The sequence below is a fragment of the Helicobacter trogontum genome (assembly GCF_000765905.2).
Taxonomy (GTDB): Bacteria; Campylobacterota; Campylobacteria; order Campylobacterales; family Helicobacteraceae; genus Helicobacter_A; species Helicobacter_A trogontum.
Window position 1 is genome coordinate 69,806 of the sequence record NZ_JRPL02000004.1, and the last position, 14,021, is coordinate 83,826.

Consider the following 14,021-nt stretch of genomic DNA (forward strand, 5'->3'; position numbering starts at 1 on the left):
CATATTTTGAACTCATTTGAGATTTTATACAATATTTGCATTACTTTTTGCTAAAATATTATATTTTATGTCCCCTCCCCTCACAACAAGATACATAATAATCCAAAAAGCCGCATAATACACCCTGCAAAATCTTTAGCTTACCTCTCATAAGTTCTGTAACTACATAAACATTATTATCTAGTTATCAACCCATTACATTTTATATTATTTCAACACAATATTATTATCCCTGTATTCTTAATAGTTTAAGCATATATTAAGGTGTGATTTGTATAATTACTAGATTTTTTATGTATTACGAATTATAATTGCAATACATTAACTGACTTACATTAAGGAATACACACATTGCAACAAATTATTGGCTATGTATATAACGATAGCATCATTGACACACAGACAGCAGCAGAAAAGAATCTTGATACAGAAACACTTGAACCAATTTATTTCACCGATACACCAAATGCACATGAAATTATCCGCCATACTTGTGCACACCTACTTGCTGAAGCAATTAAAGCACTTTATCCAGAGGCAAAATTCTTTGTTGGTCCGGTTGTAGATGAAGGGTTTTATTATGATTTCAAGGTAGATTCCAAAATCGGCATTGATGATTTAAGTACAATTGAAAACAAAATGAAAGAAATTGCCAAAAAAGGGAATAGCCTTGTAAAAATACACTTAAACCGCAAGGAAGCAGCAGATAGATTCTGTGGAGACGAGCTAAAGCAAGCCGTTATGAGTAGAATAGAAGGCGATGATTTTAGTATCTATCAGCAAGGCGATTTTGAGGATTTATGTCGTGGTCCGCATCTGCCACACCTTAAATTCTTGCAGGCCTTTAAGCTTACAAAGATTTCTGGAGCCTATTTAGGTGGTGATGAAAATTCTGAGGTTTTAACACGTATTTATGGTATCGCATTTGCAAATCAAGAAAATCTAAAACAATACCTCTTCCAATTAGAAGAAGCAAAAAAGAGGGATCACAGAAAGCTTGGCGTGGAAATGGAGCTTTTCACATTCGAAGAAGATGTTGGAGCAGGACTACCAATATGGCTACCAAAAGGTGCAAGACTTAGGAGACGTATAGAAGAACTCTTAACTAGAGCCTTGATATTTAATGAGTATGAGCCCGTTAGATGTCCTGAGATTCTAAAAAGTGATGTATGGAAGATTAGCGGACACTATACTCATTATAAGGAAAATATGTATTTTACAACCATTGATGAAGTTGAGTATGGTATTAAACCCATGAACTGCGTTGGGCATATTAAGGTATATCAAAATAGCATTAGAAGCTATAGGGAATTACCACTAAGATTTTATGAATATGGAGTTGTGCATAGACATGAAAAAAGCGGAGTTTTGCATGGGTTGCTCCGTGTGCGTGAATTTACTCAAGATGATGCACATATCTTCTGTCGTCCCGAGCAAATAGAAAGTGAAGTAAATAATATCTTGCGTTTTACACACAAGATCATGAAAGCTTTTGGATTCCATTATGAGATGGAACTCTCTACCAGACCAGAGCAATCCATCGGTGATGACTCAGTGTGGGAGAGTGCTACTTTAGCTTTGCAAAATGCCCTTACAAGCAATAATATTGATTATCAGGTTGATGAGGGTGGTGGTGCGTTTTATGGACCAAAAATTGATATAAAGATTACTGATGCAATCGGTAGAAAGTGGCAGTGCGGTACTATACAAATTGATATGAATTTACCAGAAAGGTTTAATCTAAGCTATATTGATGAAAATAATGAGCATGCAATGCCTGTTATGATTCATAGGGCTATTTTGGGTAGTTTTGAGCGGTTTGTAGCAATTCTAACAGAACACTTTGGCGGAGAATTCCCATTTTTTATCGCACCAACACAAATTATTATCATACCAATCAATGAAGATCATGTGAATATGGCACAAAATTTGCAGAACGAATTGCGATTACGCGGTATTTATGCGGAGTTAAATCTTAAAAATGAATCGCTAAACAAAAGAATACGTACAGCAGAGAAGCAAAAGGTGCCTATGATTGTGCTTATAGGCAATAAAGAGCTGAGCAACAATAGTTTAGCGATACGCGATAGACGCACAAAAACAGATTCTGGAGAAAATATGCAATATGAAATGGCTTTGCAAGATTTCCTAGAAAAAACTTCAAATTTACATAGAGAGGTTAGCTTTTGAGCAAAGAAGAAACATTAGTGAATGGAAAAATTCGTTTTGATGAAGTAAGATGTATTGGCGAAGATGGTGAACAACTTGGCATTATGAGTGCGAAGGAGGCACAAAATCTCGCTTATAACGAAGGGCTTGACTTAGTGTGTATATCACCAAATGCAAAGCCTCCTGTTTGTAAGATTGTAGAGTATGGTAAATATCGTTATCAATTAGAAAAAAAACAAAAAGAAGCAAAAAAGAAGCAGAAGCAAGTTGAAGTGAAAGAAATTAAGCTATCAACACAAATTGCTCAAAATGACATAAATTACAAAGTAAAACATGCTAGGGAATTTTTTGAAGAAGGCAAACATGTGAAATTTCGCGTTTACTTACGTGGTAGAGAAATGCAAAATCCTGCTGGTGGTTTTGACATGCTAAAGCGGGTTGTCGCTATGGTAGATGACATAGCACATGCTGATAAAGAAGCAAAAGTTGAAGGGAAATATGCAAGTATCTTGATGATGCCAAATAATAAGCCAAAAAGCTAAAATTTTATGCTACAATTCTAGCTTTATTTTATGAAAGGAGAGATGATGCCAAAGATGAAGACTAATCGTGGTGCTGCAAAGCGTTTCAAAGTGAAGAAAAATGCAGTCAAAAGAGGCAGTGCTTTTAAAAGCCATATTTTGACAAAAAAGTCACCAAAACGCAAAGCAAGACTCAATTCGCCACAATATGTACATGACACAAACTTAGATTCTGTCAAGAGTTTATTGTGTATGAGTTAAATCTAAGGCTATGGCTCTAAATATTGCCTAACTTTTCTAGATCAAAATAGTAGAGTGCGGAATGATATTTTAAGGTGCCATAACCTATATGATACATCCATTATGGATGAGGGTTGTCCCCTTTTTTGTCGCTATGCAATTTTGTATGATTAAGGTTAAATTTAGTCTTATTGTATGGATAGTTACATAAGGGAAAGTTTAAACAATGTGTTTACACCTTAGAAATTTAAGGTAAAGTTACAGGAGAAACCATGAGAGTTAAAACAGGTATTGTAAGAAGACGAAGGCATAAAAAGATTCTAAAGCTTGCACGCGGATTTTATAGCGGTAGGCGTAAACATTTCAGAAAAGCAAAAGAACAGCTTGAAAGAAGTATGTGTTATGCTTTTAGAGATAGAAAACAAAAGAAAAGGGATTTCAGAAAGCTGTGGATTGTTCGTATTAATGCGGCGTGTCGCCTACATGGTATGAGTTATTCGAAATTTATGTTTGCATTAAAAAAAGCAAATATTGAGCTTGATAGAAAGATACTTGCAGATATGGCATACAGCAATCCAAGTGCATTTGCTAATCTTATTGAAAAAATAAAGTAAGGTTAGTTTTGGAGCAAATACACCTTTTGCTTATTTAGATTCTGACTCATGCAACTTAGAATCTAAAGTAAGCAGAATCCTCTAATATTTTTACACCGCGTTATTTTATAGATTGTTTTTTATAATGTTGTAGTTACGGAAAGGATGATCTATAAGCCATGGAATCACATTAAACATATTTAAAGGAATATCATGAGTTTGCATTCTACACTCAATAGCATTTTATTTAATAATATTTTGGAGGCATGTAATGTCAAATGAACATTATCAAAAAGATGAAGTGTTGAAAACAAAAAAGCCATCTTATAAGAACACAAAAGCAATGCGTTATGAAAACACGCGTCAAGATAAACATGATAAGGAATCAAAGAGCGACTATGATGAAAAAATAAAAAGTAAGGACATAGGAAAAAGAACGCATACGCCTGTTGAGGGCTTTAAAATGGAAGATCTACGCATCACGCCTCTGCAAAAGTTGCTAGAGATTGCAAAAACTCTTGGAATCCAAAACCCACAAGACCTGCTAAGACAAGATCTCATTTTTGAGATTCTAAAAAATCAAGTTAGTCAAGGTGGTTTTATCTTGATATCTGGTATTTTAGAAATCACATCTGAAGGTTATGGTTTCTTGCGATCAATTGATGAAAAGTTCTCCGACACACAACATGACACTTACGTCTCACAAAGTCAGATTCAAAGATTTGCCTTACGTAATGGTGATATCATTACAGGGCAAGTGCGTCCCCCCAAAGATCAAGAAAGATATTATGCGCTTTTAAAGATTGAAGCAGTCAATTACTTAGGACTAGAAGAAATTAAAAATCGTCCATTGTTTGAAAATCTCACTCCTCTTTTCCCCGCAGAACAACTAAGGCTTGAATACAACCGACAAAAAATCACTGGAAGAATGCTTGATTTATTTAGCCCAATTGGAAAAGGGCAAAGAGCATTAATTGTTGCTCCACCAAGAACGGGTAAAACAGAGCTGATGAAGGAATTAGCACATGGAATCAGTGAAAACCACCCCGAAGTAGAACTTATGGTGTTACTCATTGATGAACGTCCAGAAGAAGTAACAGACATGGAGCGAAGTGTCAAAGGGCAAGTTTTTTCAAGCACATTTGATTTACCTTCCACAAATCATATCCGCGTCGCAGAACTTGTGCTAGAAAGAGCAAAAAGGCGTATTGAAGTAGGCAAGGATGTGGTTATTTTGCTTGATTCTATCACTCGTTTGGCACGTGCTTACAATGCCACAACACCATCAAGTGGTAAGGTTTTAAGTGGTGGTGTTGATGCAAATGCTCTGCATAAACCCAAGAGATTCTTTGGTGCTGCACGAAATATTGAACATGGTGGGAGCTTGACTATTATTGCAACTGCACTTATTGAGACAGGTTCTAGAATGGACGAAGTTATTTTTGAAGAATTTAAAGGTACAGGTAATGCTGAAATTGTATTGGCACGAAATATTGCTGATCGTAGAATCTACCCTGCATTTGACATTCTAAAATCAGGCACGAGAAAAGATGATTTATTGCTTGGTGATGAAAAGTTACGTAAAGTATGGATGTTAAGAAATGTTATCAGTCAAATGGATGATATCGAAGCACTTAATTTCCTCTACTCAAAACTTGCAGGCACAAAAAATAATGATGAATTTTTAAATGGCATGAATGAAGCTTAGTAGCATTACAAAGGTAGTGTATGTTTGGCTTAACACTAGCAAGACGAATTCAGATAAAGCGGATTCTAAATATTGCAATTCCTAGTGGGTTGCAATCTGCTCTTGATGTGCTTAGTGTATCTTTGGCTCTCTTTTATTTAGGCAACCTCTCTTCATTACATTTTACAGCCCTAAGCACAGGTGCGAAGTATATTATTGTTTTTTATCCCATAAGTGCAATTTTTGGTATTGGCACTAATGTCTTAATGTCACGCCGATTTGGTGCAAAGAACTATGTAGAAATGAATAGGGTGTATGCCACAATTATACTTAGTGCCTCTGGTATATCAGTTCCAATGCTGCTTTTAATCTATCTTGGAATCCCATATTATCTTAATCTTTTGAATCTAAGCGATGAATTATATAATCTTGCCTACAGCTATGTTTCCTTGACTGTTTTTGCCCTACCTGCCATTATTATTAAGAATGTACTCATCTCTGGCTTTGCTGCCACTGGCGATACAAAACGACCATTTTTTATTAAGATCTTTCTTACACTTCTTAGTATGCTTGGCTATTCTTTATTGATTAATGGACTCTTTGGATTACCGCAATTAGGACTTACTGGTGCAGCCTATGTTAGCCTTTTTATTTCATATCTTGAGATATTTATCCTGCTTTTATTACCAAAATTTGTACAAACAAAGCTTTCTTTTTGCTTTTATTTTAATAAGGCTTTTTTACTAAATGCTTTTAAAATTGGTATTCCAACTGGTCTTGAGCGTATTTTTACCATTGCCTCACTCAATGTTGTATTAATTTTTGTAGGTTCTTATACAGCAATATATCATGATAGTGCTATATCTGGATTCCAAGCTGGGAGCACCATTGAAGGTTTTTCATTTATACCAGGCTTTGGTTTTATGGTGGCAATCATGAGTCTTATGGGGCAGAGCATTGGAGCAAAAAATTATCAAAGAGCAAGTGATTATACAAAACTTTGTGCTATTCTCTCAAGCATCATGCTAGGAATCTGCGGACTTCTTTTAGTACTATTTTCAGAGCCATTATCAGCAATTTTTATACGCGATGATATACTCGGAGTAGAAATCTCTGTGTACTATCTTATAGCTGTTGGTCTATCACAGATTCCATTAATCCTATCTTTCATATATGATGGAGCATTGCGTGGAGCTGGATTCACACAGATACCTTTATTTATCAACATGATCAGCATATCTTTTTTTCGTCTTTTGCCAATGTGGATTTGCACATATTTTGGTTTTTCACTCTATACACTTTTTATTATCATCTTTATTGAAACTTACATTAGAGCTTTTATTTTTTATTTCGTATTTCGAAGTGGTATATGGAAAAAACCTAAGACATTGTAGTAATTCATATGCTACGTATCATCACAATCTCATTACTATTTGCCAAAGTCTTATGGGGTAGGAACTAAAAGTATATTTTATACGAAAATATGCTACAATTAAGGAATTTCATTTTTAAGGAGCGGCTCAATGAAAAAGCATATCGTTTTTTTTGAAGCAGTAGGCGGTAGTGATAAAGGTAGAGATGGACACAGAAGAGACACCGTGCCAATGATGGACTACCTCAAAAAGCTTGGTTGGAATGCAGAAGTTATATTCTTTACAGATGAAATCTTAAAGGATTCCGCAAAAACAAATGAGATTTTTGAGTACGTCAAAAAATCTGCCGATGCGTATGTATCGCGTGTTAATCCTGGCAACTTAAAAGAAGAAAAGCTATATTTTGATGTATTACGTAAGCTTTGTGATGATGGGGTTATTGGTATGCCTCATCCTGATGCAATGATTGGCTATGGAGCAAAAGATGCACTCACAAAACTCCGCAATACAGAACTCGTTCCAACAGATACTCTAGCCTATTATGATCCATCAGAAGCAAAACGCATTGGTGTAAATTGGGTAGCAGGTGAAGAGCATGATTTTAAAGCAAACTTCCCAAAAACATTAGCCAAAGGTGAAAGAGTTCTCAAACAAAATCGTGGTAGCACAGGAGAAGGTATTTGGCGTGTGCAACTAAAAGATCAAAGCCAATATGGCAAGTTTGATTCTGTTCCGCTTGATACAATTGTGCGATGCACAGAAGCAGTGGATAACCATGTAGAAGAGCATAAGCTTGGCGACTTTATGAATTTTTGTGAGAAATATCTAACTGGCGATAATGGTATGCTTGTGGATATGACTTTCTTACCAAGGATTAAAGAAGGTGAGATTAGAATCTTAATGCTTTATAAGGATCCTATTTATGTTGTACATAAAAAACCAGCTGAAGGGGCTGATGCATTCTCTGCGACACTTTTTAGTGGAGCAAAATACCGCTATGATAAACCAGAACAATGGAATGAACTTGTAAGTTACTTCCTATCTAATTTACCAGAGATTAAAACAAAACTTGGTAATTATGACTTGCCTTTGATATGGACAGCTGACTTCATTCTTGATACTGATGAAAATGGTAAAGACAAATATGTATTGGGTGAAATCAACTGCTCTTGCGTTGGCTTTACTTCTCCTGTTGAGTTCTTGGATAAAACAGCACGAAGAGTAGCTAACACAATCATTAATATTGTAGAAGATTCACAAAAATAGATCATAAGCTTTAGATCCACAAAACATTTTTGCTTGTTTTCTATATAAACGCTTATTAATGTGATGTTTTATAAGCGTTTTGCTGCTATACTACTCATTTTAAAATCAAAGCTATCTCACACAAGCTTCAGCTACAAAAAAAATACTAAATTGTGAAGTTTAGTTTTGATTGTATTGACTACTTCTAACTCGTAAGGTTTTTTATGATTTTACATTACGTTAAAACAAGTATCTGCATATTACGCTTTTGTTTAATTGTGTTAATGTGCTTATACTTTAACGCTTGTATGAATGTTATGCAAGATGCTTTTAAAAGCTCCTCAAGTTATACCATTAAATATGCCTATGTCCAAAATGATAAAATATTCTTGGAAGAAGTAAAAGAAATTGCGAAATTACTCCCCAAAAAAGAAACATTTAGTGTCGCAATTAATGAATTGCAAGAGTTAAGCGACTCTTATAAATTGGCTAGGATTCCAGAGCTTAGCATTACTTTTACTTGTGCTTTCAATAAACATTATGAACAAACATTGCAATCCTTGCTGACAACTAGAAAATATCCATGTGATAATGAATTGGCAGGTTACACACTACATTCTTCCACGAAGAATCCATATAAAAAATATTATGGAGAGAAATTTGCAAATATACAAAATAAAGAACAATTTCTGTTTCAATACACAAAGGACTATGAAAATATACAAAGTAAAGCAGATTTAGAGAACGCAATACAAGCCATACTTGCAAACATAAAATCAAATAGCAATATTATTTATGATTTACGTGAGTTAAAGCACTATGCTTTTATACAAGGTATTGTGGGGTCTTATGATGATTTTTACATGCTGATATCTCAGTATGAAATCAAATGTCAAGGTATGCTTTTTAGCATAACACTTGATAAAGCCATTATGCAACGCGACTTACAATGCAAAAAAATTACACATATACAACAAAATAGATTCTAAAGTTGAAATAATTGGGGTGATAAATGTCTATCTTTAAAATATATAAGAAAATTATGTATGTATGTATGTGCCTATTCATATTTACACAAAATACACAAGCCAGAGATGAATTTGAAAAATTAGGTGATATCTTGACACTCGCACCATTTGGCGTATTAATCGTTAGCCTTGGTATGCGTGATTATGAAGGGGCAGCACAGCTTACTGCAGGCTCACTTGCCACGCAAGGCACAATAGAACTTATCAAAAGAGGGTTTGAGTATGCCCATCTTAATGGTACAAGCATAGATTTTGCTAAACGACCCTGTTGTGATGACTATAAAGGTATGCCAAGTGGACATGCAGGCGGTGCATTTAGTGCTGCTGGTTTTGTATATTATCGCTATGGCTGGAAACCTGCATTACCACTTATAGGGCTTGGAATAGTTACTGCGGCTTCTCGTGTATATGCCCAAAAACACACAATTTGGCAAGTTGCAGTGGGCAGTGCAATCGCATGGGGATGGGCATATGTTTTTACCACACGATATAAGCCACAAACAAGATTTATTGTAACGCCAGAGATAAGTGCGGACAGCCTTGGCAGCTTCTATGGTGTAAATATGCACTATCGATGGTAATCTTATGATAAAGCATACTTCTAAATTCCACATCTTTAAATATTATTCATCATACTTAACACATTATGAAACTCATATGTTTCTATAAAGATGTCATGATAAAACACAACTTAGTTTACATTTTTCTGAAATACAATTATTCCTAGGCACCTCAATCTATATGCTAGTCCCTACATCTTCTCAATAGACTCTTAGGATTGCAAAATATGAGGCATGTGTAAAAATAGTGTTTTTTTGCTATAATTAGACATATGTTGTTTTAATCCAATAATAATATTGTTGTTATATTGGTATTTATCAGTTTCTTATATTTAATATATTGCAAGACTAGTGAAGGAAAACCTACGTGAAATATTTGCTAACATCTTTCATTTTATTATGCGTATCACCTAGTATCGCATTTGCCTATCTTGATCCAGGTAGTGGTTCATTATTACTCTCTTCATTTGTTGCTTTTTTTGCCTCTATGCTCTTTTTTGTCAAAAATATTTTTTATAAAATTATCTCTTTTGGCACATATACTCCATTAACTTCTGTTAAAGAAATGGGGGGGGGGGGGGAGTCTCTCATAGCAATCTAGTGTTTTACTCTGAAGGACCTCAATATTATGGCACCTTTAAACCCATCTTGGATGCACTAGATTCTTTAAAACACCCATATACTTACTATACTTCCTCAAAAAATGATCCCGCACTGCAAAGACTAGAATTTGATAATTCATCAAAAAATGGTAAGTTTATATATATTGGAGAAGGCAATAAAGCTTATAGCCTCTTAAATAAACTTCGCACTGACATTTTAGTGCTAACTACACCTGGGCTTGATGTCTTACATATCAGACGAAATCGCGGTGTAGCACATTATTGCCATATTGTGCATTCACTTTCCCCCATGACTTATCGTGTATTTGGCATAGATTATTTTGACTCTGTGTTAGTAGCAAATGCAGCTCAGGCAGACTTTGTCCGCAACATAGAGTCTGCACATAACGTAAAAAGAAAACACATTGCAATCACTGGATCTACCTATCTTGACGATCTCTTCATTCAAACACAAAGTTTACAATCCCATACACAAGAAAGCACTACAAAAACTATACTTATCTCGCCATCTTGGGGAAAAGAAACACTACTAAACAAGTATGGTTTAGAATTACTTTTACCTTTAGCCAAAAGCTCTTATAAGGTCATCATCCGTCCTCACCCACAAAGCTACATCTCACCAGATGAAAGAAGAAATATACAATCTCTACAAGAAGCATTAGAAGATTATAAAAATGTCTCATGGGATCAAGGAACGCCCAATGTCCATGCATTTGCAAAAGCAGATATGATGATTTCTGATTTCTCAAGCGTAATATTTGATTTTGTGTGTTTGCAAGGTAAGCCTGTACTTACCATTGATAATGATATGGACTTGAGCGGTTACGATATGGCAGATATATCAAGAGATTCTATTTGGACTTTTAATGTATTAGACAAAATTGGCAGAAGAATATCACAAGAACATTTTTCAAACCTACAGCAAATTTGTGAGGATATTTTTAACTCTTACCACGATAATATATCAACTAACGCACATGAAAAGTTAAAAATGTATCTGCAAGAAACAAAAGAATTCTTATGGCAATTTCCAGGTAACGCTGGAGTGCAATCGGCGATGGAAATTCTAAAGATTGAACGAGAAATTGTTGAAGCAAAACTAAAACCGCAAATGTCGCTTGTAGCAAGACTAAGAGAGCTTGGTGATATTTTAATAAAAGGTCAGCAATGCTAGAGATTTTATATAGTGTTTTTATATTCCCTTTGGAACAAGTAATTGATTGGGCATTATTTACGCTCTTTAAGGCAACTAAAAGCTATGGCGTAAGCATCATTTTACTTGCATTTGTAATACAACTTTTTATGCTCAATATCACCCTATACTTTGATAGAAAGGCTATAATTTTTCATTCCCTAAAAGATCAATGCGATACAAAGATCAAAGAGTTTAAGCGTGTATTTAAAGGTGCAGAATTACAAAGTTATATCCGCACACTCTATAAGCAAAAGCATTTCCACCCTATCTTTGCCTTATTCAATCTTGGCGGATTGGCTCTACAAATTCCATTCTTCATTGCAATGATCCATTTAGTGGAAAATGCAGAGTATCTACAAAATATTTCATTTCTCTGGATCGATGACTTAAGTAAGCCAGATTCTATAACATTATTTGATATAAAAATTCACGTATTACCTATACTTATGACTACTTTTACGCTCATTAATGTCTTTTATAGCTCAGAGGAAAAGAGTGCAAGGATACAAGGAAGCTTGATTGCGTTGTTGTTTTTAGTGCTGCTTTATAATATGCCTAGTGCATTGGTCTTATATTGGACATGTAATATGGGGTTTGCACTATTTAAAGAGATATTTAAACGCTACAGAAACAAAAGACACCAAACTACAGAGAATGATACAAATGAAAATATGCCTTTAGAAGTAGTTACTGCTGATAGAGTAACCACTGCCTCTAACCATACACAACATAAGTTTCTTTTAAACAACAAGATGGTATATACTGAAACAGAGGTTCACGCAGTCACAGATACACAACATGCGGCATTGCAAAAAAACTCTAGCTTCAAGCAATTCGTTTCTAGTGTGTTTGCCCCATATATAGCTCTAGATTCTAAAACCTACAAGTTTTATCGCGATGTAAGCATTCTTGCTATTCTTAATATCTGTTTTATGATATGCGTCTTTAGTCCCTATGCTATTTATAGCAGTGATGTGTCTCAATTTGATATAAGTCAAACCTATCAAACTCTTGCGGTTTTGTTTGGATCATTTCTTTGTTCTAGTTTTATAATTACCTATATTACAAGCTTTTTTTATAAAACACGACTCTTTAAATTTGGTGTATATGTCGTAAGCACACTATTGCTTATGGGAATCATAAATACATTTATTTTTGTAGGAGATTATGGGGCCATGGATCATTTTATCCTACAAAAACCAAAGTTTGATAACCCCAACAATCTCTTATATGCCTTGTGTACGTTTATAGTAAGTGTGATGGTCGTGTATTTTTGTTTCAAATGGCTTAAAACTTTTTTTAGTGTTGTTTTTGCAACACTCTGTATATTAAGCATTATATCCGTCTACAAGATTGTGGAAGCAAATAAAACTTACATAACCCCAAAAAACCTTATACAAGATGGTGGTTTACAACCTTATGAAAAAGAATTATTTTCTTATTCTAAGAATGAGAAAAATATTGTTATTTTTGTGCTCGATATGTTTAGTGGTTCACATATGCGACCACTTTTAACGCAGTTCCCAGAATTCAAAACACAGCTTGATGGTTTTGTGTTATTTGATAATGCAATATCTACAACAAACTCTACTATCCACAGCATTGCTACAATCATAGGGGGAGAGTACTATTCTGTATACAACATGAACGCAAGAAAAGATATCCTTGCTGACAGTATTACTGAAGCTTTTGGTGTTATAGGTGACACTTTTGTGAAAAATGGTTATAGTGTAGGATATTTTATGGGTGATTGGGCTAAAGAACAGAGATATCTGCAAGCTTACAATGAGCAAATGTTTATAGTACAAAACGGTCACACCTATATTGATTACTATCTTATGCGTCATCCAGAAGATGCAATTGCCTTACAACTCGCAAACGAGGGGAATTCTGCAATCTATAAGCGCCTTCTAAGTTACGCTGTATTTCGTTTTAGTCCAGAGATATTGCGTCACAAGGTGTATAACAATGGGGAATGGTTGCGTCACAAGATAGTTGATTATAACGTAAAGACATCATTACCCTACGCCTCATCATTCTATGCTTTTACGCATCTACATAACACGGAATCCAAAAAGCCAACTTTTAAATATTTGCACTCTTTGATGACACACACCCCATACTCTATGTATTATGATGGAAAAACCTGTAGATTTCAGAGCGTGGAAAATAAACTTGGCACTAAAACTGCATGGAACGATTATCCACATAAAACAGAAATGTCTTATAGGAATAAAGCAGAAAAAAGACTTTATTTTAAACACTATGATTCTGAAGCATGTGCTTTAAGCTATCTTGGCACTTTTATACAATGGCTTAAAGATAACAATATTTATAACAACACACAAATATTTGTTGTAAGTGATCACGGTGGATTTGATAGTATAGGTATCTCTAATGATGTGGCGATGAAAGAGGGAAGACCCGATGTTCTCTTCTTGTTTAAAGATTTTAATGCGAGCGGAGAGTTAAAGTTAGATTCGAGACTCATGGCAAATTATGACATCTCAAGTATTTTTTGCTCAAATCTTCCACACGGTTGTCCCAATGTGCCAAACAATATCTTACAGCATAACATAAAAGACAGGTTTATGATACAGGCAACCCCTATTTCTGCAGGCCTAGAACAACACAAGGTAAACGAATGGCTTATAAGTCATTATTTCCGAGTCAAAGGCAATATTTATGATGAGAATAATTGGCAAGACATCACGCGAGAAGTCAAAAACAATGTACTAAAGATTGATGGTATAGCACATTAAATCAATACAAGAAAAGGAAAATAAT

12 protein-coding genes are annotated in these 14,021 nt (G+C 34.8%); all 12 read left to right on the plus strand.

What is annotated here, in order from left to right; genetic code table 11:
• The first annotated feature begins 351 nt into the window (after positions 1-351).
• The 12 genes from thrS (at position 352) to LS81_RS02960 (ending at position 13,996) form a co-directional block, all read left to right on the plus strand.
• On the plus strand, positions 352-2,190 hold the full coding sequence (gene thrS, locus LS81_RS02905; protein WP_034346831.1) for a threonine--tRNA ligase: 1,839 nt from the start codon (positions 352-354) through the stop codon (positions 2,188-2,190).
• Entirely contained in the window at positions 2,187-2,711 is a 525-nt protein-coding gene (gene infC / locus LS81_RS02910; protein WP_034346833.1) for a translation initiation factor IF-3, read from the plus strand. The genes thrS and infC overlap by 4 nt, the downstream gene beginning before the upstream one ends.
• Before the next feature lie 45 nt (positions 2,712-2,756).
• A complete protein-coding gene (gene rpmI, locus LS81_RS02915) occupies positions 2,757-2,951 on the plus strand; it encodes a 50S ribosomal protein L35 (protein ID WP_034317516.1) in 195 nt (64 codons plus the stop codon).
• A 251-nt stretch (positions 2,952-3,202) separates the two neighbouring features.
• Positions 3,203-3,544 carry a 50S ribosomal protein L20 gene (gene rplT, locus LS81_RS02920; RefSeq protein WP_034317513.1) on the plus strand — a complete coding sequence of 114 codons (342 nt, stop codon included), beginning with the start codon at positions 3,203-3,205 and terminating at the stop codon, positions 3,542-3,544.
• 442 nt (positions 3,545-3,986) lie between these two features.
• Positions 3,987-5,231: a transcription termination factor Rho gene (rho, locus tag LS81_RS02925; RefSeq protein WP_199769754.1), complete on the plus strand. Its 1,245-nt coding sequence runs from the start codon at positions 3,987-3,989 to the stop codon at positions 5,229-5,231.
• A 20-nt stretch (positions 5,232-5,251) separates the two neighbouring features.
• Positions 5,252-6,604, plus strand: coding sequence for an MATE family efflux transporter (locus tag LS81_RS02930; protein ID WP_034346834.1), 1,353 nt, complete (start codon positions 5,252-5,254; stop codon positions 6,602-6,604).
• 129 nt (positions 6,605-6,733) lie between these two features.
• Positions 6,734-7,849, plus strand: coding sequence for a Cj0069 family protein (locus LS81_RS02935; RefSeq protein WP_034317507.1), 1,116 nt, complete (start codon positions 6,734-6,736; stop codon positions 7,847-7,849).
• 287 nt (positions 7,850-8,136) lie between these two features.
• On the plus strand, positions 8,137-8,817 hold the full coding sequence (locus LS81_RS02940; RefSeq protein ID WP_034347272.1) for a hypothetical protein: 681 nt from the start codon (positions 8,137-8,139) through the stop codon (positions 8,815-8,817).
• Between the two features lie 23 nt (positions 8,818-8,840).
• Positions 8,841-9,437, plus strand: a complete 597-nt coding sequence (locus LS81_RS02945) for a phosphatase PAP2 family protein (protein ID WP_034346836.1) — start codon at positions 8,841-8,843, stop codon at positions 9,435-9,437.
• Positions 9,438-9,783: 346 nt separating this feature from the next.
• Positions 9,784-10,017, plus strand: a complete 234-nt coding sequence (locus tag LS81_RS02950; protein ID WP_138069870.1) for a hypothetical protein — start codon at positions 9,784-9,786, stop codon at positions 10,015-10,017.
• Positions 10,017-11,213 (plus strand): CDP-glycerol glycerophosphotransferase family protein, encoded by a 1,197-nt coding sequence (locus tag LS81_RS02955; RefSeq protein ID WP_233715904.1) that lies wholly within the window; start codon positions 10,017-10,019, stop codon positions 11,211-11,213. The genes LS81_RS02950 and LS81_RS02955 overlap by 1 nt, the downstream gene beginning before the upstream one ends.
• Entirely contained in the window at positions 11,207-13,996 is a 2,790-nt protein-coding gene (locus tag LS81_RS02960) for a YidC/Oxa1 family membrane protein insertase (RefSeq protein ID WP_034344482.1), read from the plus strand. Before LS81_RS02955 ends, LS81_RS02960 begins: the two co-directional genes overlap by 7 nt.
• The last annotated feature ends 25 nt before the right edge of the window (positions 13,997-14,021 follow it).